This window comes from Pseudomonas abietaniphila, assembly GCF_900100795.1.
GTDB lineage: Bacteria > Pseudomonadota > Gammaproteobacteria > Pseudomonadales > Pseudomonadaceae > Aquipseudomonas > Aquipseudomonas abietaniphila.
On the sequence record NZ_FNCO01000006.1, the window covers coordinates 223,212 to 238,935 of the forward strand.

General features: G+C 62.1%; 15 protein-coding genes. 5 read left to right on the forward strand and 10 right to left on the reverse strand.

Going from position 1 to position 15,724, the window contains the following annotated elements:
* Positions 1-378: 378 nt before the first annotated feature.
* From BLS87_RS13820 to BLS87_RS13855, 8 genes are all read right to left on the reverse strand, one after another.
* Positions 379-849, reverse strand: a complete 471-nt coding sequence (locus BLS87_RS13820; protein WP_074753046.1) for a VOC family protein — start codon at positions 847-849, stop codon at positions 379-381.
* A 37-nt stretch (positions 850-886) separates the two neighbouring features.
* Positions 887-1,333 carry a YybH family protein gene (locus BLS87_RS13825; RefSeq protein WP_074753047.1) on the reverse strand — a complete coding sequence of 149 codons (447 nt, stop codon included), beginning with the start codon at positions 1,331-1,333 and terminating at the stop codon, positions 887-889.
* Positions 1,330-1,722: a YciI family protein gene (locus BLS87_RS13830; RefSeq protein ID WP_074753180.1), complete on the reverse strand. Its 393-nt coding sequence runs from the start codon at positions 1,720-1,722 to the stop codon at positions 1,330-1,332. The genes BLS87_RS13825 and BLS87_RS13830 overlap by 4 nt, the downstream gene beginning before the upstream one ends.
* A 164-nt stretch (positions 1,723-1,886) precedes the next feature.
* On the reverse strand, positions 1,887-3,158 hold the full coding sequence (locus tag BLS87_RS13835) for an RNA polymerase sigma factor (RefSeq protein WP_074753048.1): 1,272 nt from the start codon (positions 3,156-3,158) through the stop codon (positions 1,887-1,889).
* Positions 3,159-3,241: 83 nt separating this feature from the next.
* On the reverse strand, positions 3,242-4,561 hold the full coding sequence (locus tag BLS87_RS13840) for an MFS transporter (RefSeq protein ID WP_074753049.1): 1,320 nt from the start codon (positions 4,559-4,561) through the stop codon (positions 3,242-3,244).
* A 110-nt stretch (positions 4,562-4,671) separates the two neighbouring features.
* Positions 4,672-5,457 carry a helix-turn-helix transcriptional regulator gene (locus BLS87_RS13845; RefSeq protein WP_074753050.1) on the reverse strand — a complete coding sequence of 262 codons (786 nt, stop codon included), beginning with the start codon at positions 5,455-5,457 and terminating at the stop codon, positions 4,672-4,674.
* 69 nt (positions 5,458-5,526) lie between these two features.
* Positions 5,527-6,012, reverse strand: a complete 486-nt coding sequence (locus tag BLS87_RS13850) for a GNAT family N-acetyltransferase (RefSeq protein ID WP_208605164.1) — start codon at positions 6,010-6,012, stop codon at positions 5,527-5,529.
* A gap of 557 nt (positions 6,013-6,569) precedes the next feature.
* Positions 6,570-8,741 (reverse strand): TonB-dependent siderophore receptor, encoded by a 2,172-nt coding sequence (locus BLS87_RS13855; RefSeq protein WP_074753051.1) that lies wholly within the window; start codon positions 8,739-8,741, stop codon positions 6,570-6,572.
* 175 nt (positions 8,742-8,916) lie between these two features.
* Here BLS87_RS13855 and BLS87_RS13860 point away from each other — a divergent pair, with 175 nt between their 5' ends.
* Positions 8,917-9,555 carry a LysE family translocator gene (locus BLS87_RS13860; RefSeq protein WP_074753052.1) on the forward strand — a complete coding sequence of 213 codons (639 nt, stop codon included), beginning with the start codon at positions 8,917-8,919 and terminating at the stop codon, positions 9,553-9,555.
* Positions 9,556-9,878: 323 nt separating this feature from the next.
* Here the strand turns inward: BLS87_RS13860 and BLS87_RS13865 are convergent, their stop codons facing one another.
* Together BLS87_RS13865 and BLS87_RS13870 are read right to left on the reverse strand one after the other, a co-directional pair.
* Positions 9,879-11,039, reverse strand: a complete 1,161-nt coding sequence (locus tag BLS87_RS13865; RefSeq protein WP_074753053.1) for a PQQ-dependent sugar dehydrogenase — start codon at positions 11,037-11,039, stop codon at positions 9,879-9,881.
* 50 nt (positions 11,040-11,089) lie between these two features.
* Entirely contained in the window at positions 11,090-11,440 is a 351-nt protein-coding gene (locus BLS87_RS13870) for a hypothetical protein (RefSeq protein ID WP_074753054.1), read from the reverse strand.
* A 211-nt stretch (positions 11,441-11,651) separates the two neighbouring features.
* Between BLS87_RS13870 and BLS87_RS13875 the strand changes: the two genes are divergently transcribed.
* The 4 genes from BLS87_RS13875 (at position 11,652) to BLS87_RS13890 (ending at position 15,517) form a co-directional block, all read left to right on the forward strand.
* On the forward strand, positions 11,652-12,743 hold the full coding sequence (locus tag BLS87_RS13875) for a DNA alkylation repair protein (RefSeq protein WP_074753055.1): 1,092 nt from the start codon (positions 11,652-11,654) through the stop codon (positions 12,741-12,743).
* A gap of 99 nt (positions 12,744-12,842) precedes the next feature.
* Positions 12,843-13,679: an AraC family transcriptional regulator gene (locus tag BLS87_RS13880; RefSeq protein WP_074753056.1), complete on the forward strand. Its 837-nt coding sequence runs from the start codon at positions 12,843-12,845 to the stop codon at positions 13,677-13,679.
* A 54-nt stretch (positions 13,680-13,733) separates the two neighbouring features.
* Positions 13,734-14,336 carry a LysE family translocator gene (locus tag BLS87_RS13885; RefSeq protein ID WP_074753057.1) on the forward strand — a complete coding sequence of 201 codons (603 nt, stop codon included), beginning with the start codon at positions 13,734-13,736 and terminating at the stop codon, positions 14,334-14,336.
* Between the two features lie 179 nt (positions 14,337-14,515).
* Complete coding sequence (locus BLS87_RS13890) at positions 14,516-15,517, forward strand: diaminopimelate epimerase (RefSeq protein ID WP_074753058.1); 1,002 nt, start codon at positions 14,516-14,518, stop codon at positions 15,515-15,517.
* The last annotated feature ends 207 nt before the right edge of the window (positions 15,518-15,724 follow it).

Genomic DNA, 15,724 nt, shown 5'->3' on the forward strand with positions numbered 1-15,724 from the left:
CCATCGGCTTCGGAAGATTTTTATTGAGATTATCTTCGTGTTTTTTTGACGTATTAATACCAAGAGCTCACAAGGTTAATATGAGCACCTAAAGAAGTAATTATTCCTACAGCAATGAAAGAAACTTCACAGGGCCAGTCTTACAAATAGGACGATCGCGCACACAACGTCACCTGCGAACGATAAGTTCACGTGATCATGGGCTGGATAGTTGTATAGACAGGAACGATATACGTCGCAAATGATAATTACAATCATCTGTTACAAATGAGCTGTCGGTGCATCAGGCAGGGTGTGGGCCGCGGCGGGAATGCAGCCACGGCCTGCGCCCGAAAAAGCGCGGACCGTGGGATCGGAACGGATGTGTCTGACAGGGTTTCAGGACGCCGGCTGGCCAAACATCTCCATCGCACGCTCGCGAATCTCATCCGGCGAAAGGTCTTCCTTGTGCGTGCCAATGAACCAGAGGTGCCCGAACGGATCGCGTACGCTGCCACTGCGATCCCCGTAAAACATGTCCTGCACCTCGGTCACGACGCTGGCGCCCGCCTCCACTGCGCGCTTGAACTGTTCGTCGACATCGGGCACGTACAGGTGCATCGCGAACGAGGTCTTGCTGCCCGGTGGCGGGCTGACAAATCCGCCTTGATCACAGGGCTCGGCCAGCATCAGCCGTGAATCGCCGATCTGCAGTTCGGCGTGGCCGACGCGCCCGCCGGGGGCGTCCAGACGAAACATTTCCTGGGCACCGAAGGCTTTCTTGTAAAACTCGATGGCCTCGGCTGCGGGTGAAACACCCATGTAGACGGTCAGGCTGTGCTGACCTTCGGGGATCGGTTTAACGCTCATGACAGGTCTCCTCTAGCGTGTCTTATCGGATCAGGTATCAGGGCTGAAGGTCGAACAGCGCCTTGCTGGTCGCCATGTCAAAGGGCGCGGAAAAGTGTTCGTGGACGGCCTTCCAGCCGTCGGAGGTTTTGCGGTAGCCCGCCGTGGCGCGCATCCAGGACGACTTCACCTCGCCCTGCTCGTCTGTGCCGCCGCACTTGTTTAGCCAGTGCGCGAATGCGACGTCGCCGTCGGCGTGAATCGTCAACTGATGGGTTTCGAACAACATCGCGCCCTCACACATGCCCAGACAGAACGCCCAGTGCTGGCGGTAGGCATCCGCGCCCTTGAATTGCAGCTGGATGATCGCGTCGTAGGCCACGATGTCGGGCGCGTAGTAACGCATGATCGCGTCGAGATCCTTGTCGCGGACCGCTGCGCACCAGCGCTCCAGCAGCGCCTGAATCTGTTGCGGGTCGGTACTGACAGGGGATGACTGGCTCATGACTGACCTCCCGCGGCAAGGGCCGGCGTTGGTTGTTCGTCGTGCTGCAGGTTCAACGTCCTCACGGGGCGTACTTCCACACTGCCGACCCGTGCGGCCGGAATGTGCGCCGCGACCTGTAAGGCCTCGTTCAGGTCGCGCGCCTCGATCAGGTAGAAGCCCGCAAGCTGCTCTTTGGTTTCGGCGAAAGGACCGTCGGTGATCGACACTTTGCCGTTGCGCATTCTGACGGTGGTCGCGGTTTCCACCGACTCCAGCGGTTCGGCGGCGAGCATGCGGCCGCTGGCCTGCACGGACTGCGCGTACGCCAGGCACTCGTCATCCCGAGGGCTGTCCGGGTGCGAATGCAGGGTGTGCTCGTTGCTGTAGATCAGACACAGGTATTTCATGACGACCTCCATCAGGCGCGTAAAGCCGCCCTCAATGAATGTATGGCTCATGACGCTGGACTGCTCAGGGGTATTGTCTGCCCTGTTACAGAGCTAGTCGTTTGACGATCAGGCAGATCGACATCGGTGAACACGTTTTTCCTGCGGCTGACCAACGGTCATGCTTAAGTCGGCAGATCGTTCAGGCAGCGCTGCAGAAACCGTCGATCTACGCCCTGTTGTGCCAGTCCGATGGCCTTGAGGTAAGCGATGCGGGCGTCGTCATAACGCCCAAGCCTGCGGCACATATCAGCGCGCGCGGCCCACGCCAGGTGGTAACCCTCTAGTTCGCCACTGGCCAGCAATGCATCCACCCGCGTCAACGCCACTTCAGGGCCCTGCACCATCGCCAAGGCAACGGCCCGGTTGAGTTGCACCACGGCCGAATCGTTGAAACGCAGCAACACGTCATACAGCCCGACGATCTGCGGCCAGTCGGTGTCTTCGGCCCGGCGGGCCTGTGCATGCACCGCGGCAATGGCGGCTTGCACGCTGTAGGCCCCGCCCCTGCCGGAACGCAGCGCCTGTTCCACCAACCCTTCCCCCTCCTTGATCAACGGGCGGTGCCACAGGCTTCGGTCCTGCTGATCGAGCATCACCGGTTCGCCGTCGGAGGACAGCCGCGCTGGACGCCGGGACTCGACCAACAGCATCAAACCGAGTAAACCCGCGACTTCAGGTTCTGGCAGCAGATCGAGCAACAGGCGACCCAACCGAATGGCCTCAGCTGACAGATCGCTGCGGGTCAAATGCTCACCGGACGACGCGAAATAGCCTTCGTTGAACACCAGATAAATCACCCGCAGCACCGCCTCCAGCCGTTCGGGCAACTCGCTGTGGGTGGGCACTTCGTAGGGGATGTGCGCGTCGCGAATCTTGTTCTTGGCGCGCACGATGCGCTGGGCAACGGTCGATGGGGTGATGAGAAAGGCGCGGGCAATTTCTTCGGTCGTGAGGTCGCACACTTCACGCAAGGTCAGTGCGACCTGGGCATCGGGGCTCAAGGCCGGGTGACAACAGACGAAGATCAACCGCAGTCGGTCATCCTCCACGCTGTCGAGGTCGGCGCGATCATCGTGCAACTGGTCTTCGAGTTGGTGCGCCAGCTCGCTGAGGGAGGCGTCGAAACGCGCGCGACGACGCAGGCTGTCGATGGCCTTGAAGCGGCCCGCCGACACCAGCCAGGCGCGCGGGTTGTCGGGCATTCCCGCGTGCGGCCATTGCTCGACGGCCGCGATGAAGGCGTCCTGCAACGCCTCTTCGGCCCGTTCAAAATTGCCCAGCAGACGAATCAGGGTGGCGAGGACACGCCGCGACTCCTGACGATAGAGGTTATCGACATGCGCACGAATGACTGCCGTGGTGCCGAGATCGTTCTTATTAGGGTTGTCGCTCATGCCCACACTCGCCGACGACTGTTCCGATAGTGGTCGGCCAAGCGTAGTAGGGGATCGGGCGTCGCTCAACGACGCCCCGACGGTCAGTGACCGCAGTGCGCCGCTGCGGTGTCGTCCACCTGCATGCCTTTGCGCAGGCCGAAGAACAGCGCGGTCATCAGCCCCACTGCGCCCATGATCACGCAGTAGCCCACGCACACCCACGGGCTCCACGGCATCAGTGCGATCAGCGCCAGCGGCGTGGTGCTGGCCCACAGCGCGTAACTGATGTTGTAGGTCAACGAGATGCCCGACACGCGAATCGTCGCCGGGAACAGTCCGACCATGACTGACGGCACGACGCCGACGATGCCACAGGCCAGCCCCGCCAACGCGTACGCCAGACTGATCGGCAACCACTGAATCACCAGACTGGCGTACAACAGGCCGACGCCGAGCGGCAGCAGCAGGCTGTACAGGATCACGCCGCGCCAGGCACCGATGCGGTCCACCAGCATGCCCGCCAGCACACACCCGATATTGAGAAAGACAATGCCGACGCTGCTCAGCGCAAACGTGTCGCTGGCGCTCATGCCGAATCGCTGCTGCATGACGGTTGGCGTGATCACCACCAGGGTGACGACCGCCGAAGTCAGCACGCAGGTCAGCAACGCCGCCGGCAGCAAAGACTGGCGATGCCCGCGCACGACGGCGCGCAACGGCAGCTCGGTCATGCCTTCGCGTTGCGCGTGCAACGCCATGAACACCGGCGTTTCGCTCAGCCAGCGACGCAACCAGACGCCGATCACGCCAAAGACCCCGCCCAGCAGAAACGGGATGCGCCAGGCGAAATCGAGGATTTCCGCGTGGCTGTACACGTTTGCCAGCCAGGTCGCGGTCAGCGCACCGATCAGGTAACCGAAGGTCAGGCCCGCTTGCAGCACACCCAGGGCGTAGCCGCGATGACCTTTGGGCGCGTGTTCGGCGACGAACACCCAGGCGCTCGGCACTTCACCGCCCACCGCCGCGCCTTGCAGGATGCGCAGCGCCAGCAGGATCAACGGCGCCCAGTAGCCGATGTCGGCGTAGGTCGGCATGACGCCAATCAGCAGACACGGCAACGCCATCATCAGGATGCTCAGGCTGAACACCCGTTTGCGGCCCAGTTTGTCGGCAAAGTGCGCCATCAGGATGCCGCCCAGCGGGCGCGCCAGATACCCGGTGACGAAGATCCCGAAGCTTTGCAGCAAGCGCAGCCACTCGGGCATTTCCGGCGGAAAGAACAGCTGGCTGAGGGTCAGCGCGAAGAACACGAAGATGATGAAATCGTAGATTTCCAGCGCCCCGCCCAATGCCGCCAGGCCCAGGGTCTTATAGTCGCCCCGGCTGATCGGTTGTGGACGTGGTCGAAGAATGGCTGTCATGAAAGACCCCATTTGGCAGGTGAGAACGGCAGTTAGGTGCGACAAAGGCGCGCAGGATAACAAAGCTGGCGACAGGAGGGTGGCTGGCAGACCACTGGACTTGCGTCACTTCACACGGCATACACGCCGGGGGTCATGCCGAACTGCGCGCTGAAGGCACTGATAAACGTACTGACGCTGTCGTAACCCAACCGCTGGGCCACGCGATTGACGTTGTCCCCCTGTGAGAGCAGTTCCAGCGCCCGCTTCATCCGCGCGAGGATGCGCCACTGCATGAGCGACATGCCGGTTTCGGCCCGAAAATGGCGGGTCAGGCCGCGTCGGGACATGCCCACGCGACGTGCCCAGTCGTCCAGGCTCAATTTGTTGGCCGGGTCGGCGACGATAGTCAGGGTCATGCCGACCAGGTGCGGACTGCTGGGCATGGGCAGGAATAACGGCGTTGCCGGGGAGATCTTCAGTTCATCGAACAGCACATCGAGTTGGCGATGCTGGGGCGCGGTGAACTCAGCCGGGCGTTCACGGCCGGCATCGTTGCCCCAGGCGGCAATGCGCTCGAGCAAGGCGCTGGACAGCGCAGTCATGTCGAACACCGTGGGCGTGACGGGAAACAACGGGCACATGTCGGGACGCAGGTAGATCATCCAGCCCTTCGCCGCCTCATGCACGCGCGCGGCATGGGCAACACCCGGCGGAATCCAGCCGATGTGCCGCGCGGGGACCACCCAACTGCCGGTGTCCAGCTCAGCCGTGATCACGCCCTGCCTGACCGCCCATAACTGCCCTTCGCGATACCGGTGCAACGTGTCATCACTGCCCGACTGCAACGGCTCGGCGTTGATCAGCAGCGGGCGTCCATCCTGGATACGGCGTTGCAACGGGTACTCTGCTGGCATGGCCCGGTTTCCCTGTTGAGAGGCCAGCCGACGGTACCAAGCCAACGTGATCGCCGCAAACCCGTTCGATCAATGCACGGAGTCCGCAGGCATCGCCCGCTCCATGTACAGGCTGCGCAGGGTGATCCCGCTCGGGTGTTGATAGGCTTCGTCGCGGACCGCCACAAAGCCCATGGCCCGGTAGAAGTCGGCGGCGTTGAGCGAAGAATAGAGATACAGCCGGGAGAAATGCTCTTCGATGGCCATGGCTTCAAGCCCTTCCATCAATCGCTTGCCGATGCCTTTGCCCGCCTGGGCGGGTTCGACGAACAGCGCGATCAACTCGCCGCTCTGCCGGTCCAGAATCCCGTAGCCGAGCCGCTGACCGTCTTCCTCCGCGACCAGCGCGCAGCGGGTGGCGAACAACCGCAGATAGGATTCCGGCGGCGGTGATTCGCTCCAGATCCCGATCTGCTCGGGGGAATAGTGGCTCGCGCAGAGCTGCCGCACCGCGCGCGTACGCAGCGACCACAGCAGAGGAATCTCAGGGACATCGCCCGTTCTCAGTTCAATCATCTTGCCGCTCCAGCCCTCAAAAACGCACGGACAGCCGTGTCCGCGTACTGCCATTGGCTCAGGGCGACAGGATGCGCTTTTGAGCTCATGGGTGAAAGGTGCGGGCGCGTTTGGACGAATGCGGTGGGTCTGCAACATCAATGGTGGATGACCGACCGCATTCGCTGCCCTCGTAACCTCGGACGTCTCCCACAGGGACCGGGTTGATGCATGAGCCTGTGTCCTACCTCAGACCTGTGGGAGCCGGCTTGCTGGCGAATGCGATGGGTCTGCAACATCAATGTTGAATGACCGACCGCATTCGCTGCCCTCGTAACCTCGGACGTCTCCCACAGGGACCGGGTTCCTACCTCAGACCTGTGGGAGCCGGCTTGCTGGCGAATGCGGTGGGTCTGCAACATCAATGGTGGATGAGCGACCGCATTCGCTGCCCTCGTAACCTCGGACGTCTCCTACAGGGACCGGGTTGATGCATGAGCCTGTGTCCAGGTCGAAGACCTGTGAGAGCCGGCCTGCAGCAAGCCGACCCCAACCCTTCAACAATGCAGGGTTGTTGCCTAGAAACTCACCGTCGCTGACAAACGTGCCGTGCGTGGCGCGCCGAGGAAGATGTAGTCGTCGCCCAGGTATTCACCGACGTCGCGCCAGTAGCGTTTGTCGAACAGGTTATCGACGGTCAGGCGGAACACCGTGTCATAGCCTTCCAGCTTCGTGCTGTACCGACTGCCTGCGTTGAACACGGTGTAGTCGTCGACCTTCACCGAGCCTTCGCGGTTGGCGTATTTGCTGGCGCTGTATTGCATGCCGCCCAACAACGCCAGCCCCGGAATCGGCAGGCTGTAGTCGGCGGACAGGCTGCCGCGATACTTCGGCACGTTGATCGCCTGGTGGTCTTCATAGGCCGCTGTGCCGCTGTCTTCTACCCGCGCACGAATCGCCGCGACACTGGCGGCGATTTGCAGTTGTGAGGTCAGCCAGCCATTGGCGCTCAGCTCCAGACCGGTGTTTTTCTGCTGGCCCTGCTGGACGAAGGTGAGGCTGCCGTCGTCGTTGGGTCTGGAGTATTGATAGGCCTGACGCGTCTGGAACACCGCAGCGGTGAAGCTCATGCGGCGCCAGTCGTACTTCATGCCTGCCTCCAGCTGGCGAGAGAGCGTCGGTGCCAGAATCTCGCCCACGTTGGTGTCGAACACCGACGCCGTGCCACCCAGCGACAAGCCTTTGCTGTAGCTGGTGTAAAGCGAAACGTTGTCGATCGGCTTGTAGATCAGCGCTGCCTGCGGCAGGAAGATCGAGCGTTGGGTGTGACGATTGTCGCTGCCGTCTTCGTTGTACGCTTTCTCGTCCAGACGCACCTGACGCCCGCCAATCACGGTCTGCCATTGATCGTTAAAGCGGATGCGGTCAGTGGCGAACAACCCGTACTGACGGCTGTCCAGTCGCCGCTCGGTATGACCCACTGGCAGATCGGACGGCGCGAAGGCGTCCGGCGTCTCATGGATGTTGCCCGAACCAACGTATTCGCTGAAATACGGACGGGTGTCGACCGTGCGGCGGAACGCGCTGGTGCCGAAGGTCAGCTCGTGTTTAAGCCAGCCCGTGTCGAACAGGCCGGTCATCGCCGCCTCGACTTCATCGTTGCGTCGGGTGTCGTCAGGGCTGCGGAAGTCGTAGATGTCATACCCGCCGTCGGGCGTGAAATGCCCGGTGACCGGTGTGCTTGGGCAATCGGCCTGGTAATAGCAGCCGTACGCGAACGAACTGTAATCGTCGATCACCACGCGACTGCGAGAAGCGCTCAGGCTGGCTTTCCAGTCATCGCTGAAGCGGTACTCATAGCGGCCGTTCATGTTGAGCGAATCAATGCCCACCGGGTCCGACCCGCTCTGATAACCCAGCAATTTGCGGGGCGAGGCATCGTGCGGCAGCGCGGTGCCGCCGAGCAACTGATAGCCCGGCACCGAGCGCTGCTCTTTGGTCTGGTACTCGACGTCCAGTTGCAGGGTCGATTGCTCATTGATGTTCCAGTCGAACGCCAGCGATGCAAAATCGCGCTTGCCATCGGCGTGATCAACGTAGGAACGAATGTCTTCGTGGGCGACGTTGGCGCGCAGGCCGAACTGTTTCTCGCTGCCGAACCAGCCGCCGACGTCGGTGGCGATGTAGCGCTCGCCATGTTCGTTGGTCGACACGGTCACCGAGCGCACGTCTTCCGGGCGTTTGGTCTTGTAATTGACCACGCCAGAAGGCTCCGAAACGCCGCTTTGCAGACCGGACAGCCCCTTGAGCAGCTCGACCTGCTCCTTGTTTTCCAGCGCGACGTTCTGTTCGCCGGTGATGCTGCGGCCGTTGATGCGATAGCTGTTGGCGGCGTTGAGCGAGAACCCGCGCACCACGAAGTTTTCGTAGTAACCGACCGGCGCATAACTGTCGCCCACCGAAGCATCGTTGCGCAGCACATCGCTGAGCAGTTTGGCCTGCTCGTTCTTGAGCCTCTCTTCGCTGAACACCGAGATCGAGGCAGGCGTGTCGAGTAGCGGCGCTTCGCTGAAGCCACCCACCGACGCGCTGCTGGACTGGTAGCTCGACGGCTGCTCACCCGACACCCTCACTGCCTCCAGGGTCAGCGGCTCGGCTTCCTGCGCGGCCAGCCAGGGCGAGGCAAACGCAATGCTCAGCGGCAACAGGCGTCGCGAGAAGCCTGCGGCGGGTCGGTGTGGGGTGGTCATCAGGGGTGAAGCTCCAGGCGGGATTTTTTGTCGGCGCCTCTTTTACGTTCTGCGCCGATTTTTTACAACCTCGACACACCCCCGATAAATGCAGGAAACATCTCGCCGCTTGCCCCTCGAAAAACAGGCGGCGGCTCATCTACACTCCAGCGCTCACCTTTCAGGAAGTCTTCCGATGACGCCCTCGCTGCTCATGGCCGTGCTCGCTTCAGGATTTATCTACGCCATTTCTCCGGGCCCCGGCGTGCTGGCGGTGTTCGGCATCGGCGCGTCGAAAGGGCGCCGAGCTGGCGCCGCGTTTCTTTGCGGGCATCTGTTGGGGGATGTGATCTGGTGCAGCACGGCGCTGGCCGCGATCATTGGCGCCAGGGTCATCGGCACCACGGCGTTCGACGTGCTCGGCCTCATCAGCGGAATGTTTCTGTTCTGGCTCGGCTGGCGCGCGATTCGCGCCAAGCGCAGCAACGAAGACGAGCCAAAAGCGCCAGGCCGTCATCCGTTCTGGCACGGGATCATGTTCGGCCTGACCAACCCGAAAGCCTATCCGGTGGCGGTCGCCACCTTCACGGCCCTGCTCTCCAGCCGCGCCGACATGCTCAACTGGTCGATGCTGCCGCTGTTGATTCTGGTCAGCACCCTGGGCGGAATCGCGGCCTACGGCATCATCATCGGCGTCGTCGGCGCCCGCCACGTACGCACGGTGTATCAACGCCACGAGCTGACGATCACCCGCCTGTGCGGGGTGATGTTCATCGGCTTCGCGATCAATGCCTTGATGCACGCAGTGCCGAGCCTGCTGCCGCGCAAGCCTTGATAAGCAGCCAGCAGGATGTCGATGCGCGTGAGGCTGGCGTCAACGCAAGGCACGCTGCAGCATCTTGGGGGAGCGAATTCATTCGCGAGACGTCCGTAAGGTCGACACAGCACCTTCGCCTGAACGATTTTTCGCGAATGAATTCGCTCCCACAATGCGGCATCAAACCGTCAGGACGTCAAACCATCCGGGTGGCAGCAGCTCTGCGGTGACCCGGGAGCGCTTGCCCACGAAGACTTGTGTACATCCGACATCAATGTGTGAACCCTTGGTTCGTCTTCGCGGGCAAGCGCGCTCCTACACAGGCACTGCGTTCCGTGGGCTTACTGCGCCAACCCCACTTTCAGCAATTTGCCATTGTCCTCGTCGGTGAGCACGTACAGGTAACCATCGGGCCCCTGGCGTACATCACGGATGCGCGATTTCAGTTCGCCCAGCAGGCGCTCTTCATGCACCACCTTGTCGTCTTTAAGCTCCAGGCGGATCAACACCTGAGCCGATAGCGCGCCGATGAACACGTTGTGGTCCCACTGCTTGAATGTGTCCGAGCTGTAGAACGTCATGCCGCTGATGCCCGGGGACTTTTCCCAGACGTGGAACGGATTTTTCACACCGTCGACGATCTTGCCTTTGGACTCGGAAATCGGCTGGCCGCTGTAGTCGATGCCGAAGGTCGAGATCGGCCAGCCGTAATTCGCGCCACGCTCGATGATGTTGATTTCGTCACCGCCCATGGGCCCGTGTTCGTTGGTCCACAGGGTCCCGGTCCACGGATTGAGCGCCGCGCCCTGCTGGTTGCGATGGCCGTAGCTCCAGATCTCCGGACGCACGTTTTTCTGACCGACGAAGGGGTTGTCCTTGGGCACGGTGCCGTCGGGGTACAGGCGCACGACCTTGCCTTGCAGCTTGTCGAGGTCCTGCGCGGTCGGGCGATTGTTGTTTTCGCCGAGCGCAATGAACATGTAGCCATCACGGTCGAAAACGATGCGCGAACCGAAGTGATTGCCCACCGACAATTTTGGTTGCTGCTGGAAGATCCGTGTGAAGCCTTCCAGCCGGGTCATGTCATCCGACAGCCGCCCGCGCCCTGCGGCGGTTCCGCCGGTTTTGCCGTCGCTGCCGGCTTCGGCGTACGTCAGGTACACCATGCGGTCCTTGGCAAAGTCCGGCGACAGCTCGACGTCCAGCAGACCGCCCTGCCCTTGCACCCAGACTTGTGGCACACCCGAGATCGGTGCCGACAGTTTGCCGTCAGGGCCTACGCGCCGCAGGTTACCGGTGCGTTCGGTCACGAGCATGCCTTTGTTGTCGGGCAAAAACGCCACGGCCCACGGGTGCTGCAAACCGCCGACCACCTCGTCCACGGTCAGCGTCCCTTCCTCACTCTGGTAAGTGGCGGCGAGGCTCTGGAACGACAGGCTGAGCAATGCCGAAGCACACAGGCTGGCGAGCAGGGTCTTGCGGATCGTCGGTTTACGCAACATAGGCGGTTCCTTTTGGCGAAAAAATGGACTCTGGCTGTCGTGTTGCCGGTTCAGTTGCTGCGGCGTTCGGTGCCGCTTGAAGGTCGCGAAGCGGGTTGTCTTGAAGGGTAGCCGTTACCGATGCCGCCGTTTTCCAGCGTGGGCGGACGTGGCTGGGTCGGCCCGAGATTGGGCCCGCGCATCGTGGGGGAAATGGACTGCGTGCCTTGGCGGCTATTGGGATTGGCCCGGCGTATGGCGCCGTTGTCGCTATTGCTCGGACGGTTGGGGTAGCTCGCCGAAGCCAGCAACTGCGGGGAAAGCGTGACAGCTGAACGCACGCTGTCGTGCGCCTGCGCTGCGTTGAGACTGAGCGCGCCGCAGAACGAGACAAGCGCGAGGTGTCGCAGAAAACTGTTCATCATTTACCTTCTGAAGAATGGGTAACGATTCCGGTCTTTGATGGCGATCAGGCGCTTAGGTTCGCGCTGTGAGGGTGGATGAGCAACGTGTAGGACGATTCGCTTTGTAACAAGAATAGTCGAGCAGCCGTCCGGAAAAACGGCTGCCCCGCGCTTATCTGGCCGACGATTGTGTACTCTGCGTGCACTCACTTTTTGTCAGAGCGCCTTCATGTCCGACTCCCCCGCCCTCAAGGAAATCTTCAACCGCGACCGCTTGCAGCACATCGCCGATGAAACGTGGGCGGTGTACCCGGCGTTTGATCGCAACGGGTTCATGGCCCGGGCGTCGCAGGGCCTGGACGGGCTGTCGGTGATGCAACGCCTGAACCGGGTCAGCCAGAGCCTGCATGCTGACTTGCCTGAGGACTACGCCGTCGCACTGGAGATTCTGTACGCACTGGCACCGCGGCTGAACAGCGCGTTCGTCAGCATGATTCTGCCGGAGTACGTTGCGTTGTTTGGCCAGGACAACTTTGCGCGGTCCATGGATGCACTGAAGTTCTTCACCTCGTTTGGCTCATCGGAGTTTGCCGTCCGGCACTTTCTGCGCAAAGACTTTGCGCGGGCCATCGAGGTGATGCACGGCTGGTCACTGGATGAAAATCCGCACGTTCGGCGGCTGGCCAGCGAAGGCTGTCGGCCGCGATTGCCGTGGTCGTTCCGGCTGGAGAACCTGATGGTCGATCCGACGCCGGTGCTCGACATCCTCGATAACCTCAAGGCCGATGACAGCCTCTACGTGCGCAAATCGGTGGCGAACCATTTCAACGACATCACCAAGGACAACCCCGAGTGGGTGCTCGACCAACTGGAAGGCTGGTCGCTGGACAACCCCAACAGCGCGTGGATTGCCCGCCATGCGTTGCGCTCGCTGATCAAGCAAGGCAATGTCCGGGCGCTGACGTTGATGGGCGCAGGCCAGAAAGCGCAAGTCACGCTGGAAAACCTTAAAGTGACGCCCGACGTGATCAGTCTGGGCGACAGGATCAACCTGTCGTTCACGCTGAAGTCGACCTCCGACAAGGCGCAGCGCCTGATCGTCGATTACACAGTCCATTACGTGAAGAAATCCGGCGGCACCTCCGCGAAGGTGTTCAAGCTCAAGACGTTTGAGCTCGGTGCCGGTGAGTCGGTCAACATCAGTCGCGAGCAGCAGGTGCGCAACTTCACCACCCGGGTGCATTACGCCGGTCGCCATGAGGTCGATGTTTTGATCAACGGCGAGTGCCTGGGCCGCAGCGGTTTTGATTTGAACGCGTGACTCGACGCTGGTCGGTTGCTGCACAAATCTTCCAGACCCGGCGTTAGTCTGCACGGTAACGTAGATCAGCCTGATGCAACGCCTGTCACGAGGAACCCCATGCCCGAACGCCACTGGATCGATCTCAAGCAGGACGCGACGTCCGGCATTGAGACGATGCGCGCGCATTTCGAGGGGCATGCGTACGATCCGCACTGGCATGACACTTACCTGGTAGGCATCACCGAGCAAGGCCTGCAGCAGTTCAATTGCCGTCGACAGCAGCACAACAGCACACCCGGCAAGGTGTTCCTGCTCGAACCGGGCGATATCCATGACGGCAACGCTCCGCACGCCGACGGTTTCACCTACCGTACGCTTTACCTGGACCCGCACTGGCTGGACCGTGAGCTGCACGCCCAGTTCGAGGAAGCGCCGCACAACGCGCAACTGGGTTTCGCCGCGACCCTCGCGGACGACAGCCGTCTGGCGATCGCCACTGCCAACGCCTTCGAAGCCCTGCACAACGATGAACTGCGCATCGTGCGACAGACCGCGTTGGACAATCTGCTGTCGAACCTCACCCGCCACTTACACTGGCGTGCCCTGATCAGCCCCGATCCGCGCCTGCCGCTGGTGGCGCAGCGCGCACGGGATTACCTGCACAGTCATCTGCATCAGGACATCGGCCTGGACGATCTGGCGGCGGTGACCGGTGTGGACCGTTTTCGCCTGAGTCGCGCGTTCAAGGCGGCGTTCGGTCTGGCGCCGCACGCCTATCTGATCCAACTGCGCCTGGCCCGCGCCCGGCGTCTGCTGGCCCGCGGCGAACTGCCCGTCACGGTCGCGGCCGCGCTGGGGTTTGCCGACCAGAGCCACCTTGGCCGCTGGTTCCAGCGTGCCTACCGGATGACGCCTGCCGACTACCGCAGACGCTGCTCAATTCTTCCAGACTGACACCTGCCTGCGCCGCGATCATCTCTGCATGTTCACTGCCTGCCGAGACGTCCCATGCACACCTTTCTGCCGTTCCTGCTGTTCGCTTTCGTGGCTTCCATCACGCCCGGCCCGACCAACATTCTGGTGCTGACCAACAGCTCGCGGTATGGCCTGCTGCGCACGGCACCCATCGTATTGGGCGCCTGTGGCGGGGCGGCGTTGCTGGTGCTGATGGTGGGGACCGGGCTGGGCGATGTGCTGGCGCGTCACCTGCAGGTCCAGACGTTCATGTCGTGGATCGGCATCGCCTGGCTGACCTGGCTCGCGTGGCAGATCTTCAGTGCGCCGGCCGAAGCGGTCGATCCTTCTCAGGCGAAAAGCGGCCCACGGCTGGGGCTTTGGGGGGCGGCCAGCCTGCAACTGGTCAACCCGAAAACCTGGATGATGGCGCTGGCAGTGGTCAGCGTGTTCGCCGGCACCGACGCCGACCGCCTGTTAAGGGTGGCGTGGTTGTCGCTGATGTTCTTCCTGGTGTCGATCCCGTGCATGAGCGCCTGGGCGTATCTGGGTGTCAGCGCGGCGAAGTTTTGCCGCTCGGCACAGAGCATGAAGCGGTTCAATCAGGCCATGGCGGTGCTGTTGCTGGTGTCTGCGTGGTTGACGTTGGTGGTGTGAGCGACGGCGCTCATTGATCATCTGATCCGGGTTGACGCGGAGCATCAGTGGCTGCATTACCACGCGGAGCGTGGGCAAGATCAACCTGTGGGTCCGAGGCTCGTCAAAGAGATGGGTTCAAACCAGGATGCAAAGCCTGATTTAATACCGGTTTTCTACCTGCTGCCCCGGACCCCGCCATGGCCCCTGTCTACGACGCACGCGGCAATATCTACGCCGTGATTTCTCCGGATGCCTTGCGCGCATTGGGCATCGACGTCCCCGCATCCGCCGCCGACGCCGCGCTGACCCGGCAAGCCTGGACCGCCAGCGCCGTTGCGGCCATTTGCGACTGGCCCGAAGGTCAACGCCCTGCCGGCAGCAAAACGCATCGATCGGACGGCTTGCTGGTCGGGCCGTTTCAGGACGCGGCGCCCTTCGACGTGCTGATCGTCAACACCGACGGCACCCTCGCCGAACGCAGCGGCAACGGTTTGACCATCTTCGCCCAGTCGTTGACCGACGCTCGCCGCTCCTTGAGTGACGAAGGCTTCACCCTGAGGGTTCATCACGACAACGACGACTCGGCCAGCCCGGTCCCGACTGACGTCGTCCCGGCTGTGATCGACGGTGTTTCAGGGTTCTGGCTGGACATCGGCACACCGGGTTTCGGTGCGGCGGCAGTCGGCGCGAAGGGTTCGGGCGTAAGCGACACCACACTCCATCAGCACCCGGTCAACAGGGTGGAGCGTCTGGCCCGATTGCATCCCGACTGGCAGACCAGCGTGTTTGTCCGGGTCGGTAATCCACACTGCGTGACGCTGGTCGGCGACGCGGCCTCGCTCCCGGAATTTGCACACCTGCACCAACAGCCGCTGAACGATGCACTGACCCGAGTCGCGTTTGCCGCCGGAGCCTTGGGCGAAGGCGATCCGTGCGCCGCCGGCATCAACCTGCAATGGGCGGCGAAGGCTGCACCGAACCGCATCCTGGCCCGTGTCTTCGAGCGCGGCGAAGGGCCGACGGCGTCTTCCGGCACCAGCGCCAGCGCGGTTGCTTCTGCTGCGTGGCTATGCGGGTGGGTTCAGGCAGGTCTTGTGGAAGTGGTCATGCCCGGCGGGACGGCGCCGGTCCGCCTGATTGAACAGGACGGACGATTGCAGCAGGTTCAGCTGTTCGGCGCGGCACACCTTCAGCACTGAAGTGCGCAAGACTGACATTTCGGGCCATAGCGCTGTCTTCGTCACAGACAGCGCATGTCGTTTTTGATGTTTTGCGAACACCCACGCAAATGAGTGTGAAATTGCCACTACAGAGATTGCATCTGTCTTGCCCTTGTCTATGATCTGATCATTCGCCGCCGCACTCGAACAGAAGAGCGCGCGTGCGGCGTTAGTCACCGACAATGG

Bases quoted from the DNA above. Each gene is read 5' to 3' on its own strand.
- BLS87_RS13820 (WP_074753046.1), bottom strand. From the start codon at position 849: ATGAGCGTTAAACCGATCCCCGAAGGTCAGCACAGCCTGACCGTCTAC.
- BLS87_RS13825 (WP_074753047.1), bottom strand. From the start codon at position 1,333: ATGAGCCAGTCATCCCCTGTCAGTACCGACCCGCAACAGATTCAGGCG.
- BLS87_RS13830 (WP_074753180.1), bottom strand. From the start codon at position 1,722: ATGAAATACCTGTGTCTGATCTACAGCAACGAGCACACCCTGCATTCG.
- BLS87_RS13835 (WP_074753048.1), bottom strand. From the start codon at position 3,158: ATGAGCGACAACCCTAATAAGAACGATCTCGGCACCACGGCAGTCATT.
- BLS87_RS13840 (WP_074753049.1), bottom strand. From the start codon at position 4,561: ATGACAGCCATTCTTCGACCACGTCCACAACCGATCAGCCGGGGCGAC.
- BLS87_RS13845 (WP_074753050.1), bottom strand. From the start codon at position 5,457: ATGCCAGCAGAGTACCCGTTGCAACGCCGTATCCAGGATGGACGCCCG.
- BLS87_RS13850 (WP_208605164.1), bottom strand. From the start codon at position 6,012: ATGATTGAACTGAGAACGGGCGATGTCCCTGAGATTCCTCTGCTGTGG.
- BLS87_RS13855 (WP_074753051.1), bottom strand. From the start codon at position 8,741: ATGACCACCCCACACCGACCCGCCGCAGGCTTCTCGCGACGCCTGTTG.
- BLS87_RS13860 (WP_074753052.1), top strand. From the start codon at position 8,917: ATGACGCCCTCGCTGCTCATGGCCGTGCTCGCTTCAGGATTTATCTAC.
- BLS87_RS13865 (WP_074753053.1), bottom strand. From the start codon at position 11,039: ATGTTGCGTAAACCGACGATCCGCAAGACCCTGCTCGCCAGCCTGTGT.
- BLS87_RS13870 (WP_074753054.1), bottom strand. From the start codon at position 11,440: ATGAACAGTTTTCTGCGACACCTCGCGCTTGTCTCGTTCTGCGGCGCG.
- BLS87_RS13875 (WP_074753055.1), top strand. From the start codon at position 11,652: ATGTCCGACTCCCCCGCCCTCAAGGAAATCTTCAACCGCGACCGCTTG.
- BLS87_RS13880 (WP_074753056.1), top strand. From the start codon at position 12,843: ATGCCCGAACGCCACTGGATCGATCTCAAGCAGGACGCGACGTCCGGC.
- BLS87_RS13885 (WP_074753057.1), top strand. From the start codon at position 13,734: ATGCACACCTTTCTGCCGTTCCTGCTGTTCGCTTTCGTGGCTTCCATC.
- BLS87_RS13890 (WP_074753058.1), top strand. From the start codon at position 14,516: ATGGCCCCTGTCTACGACGCACGCGGCAATATCTACGCCGTGATTTCT.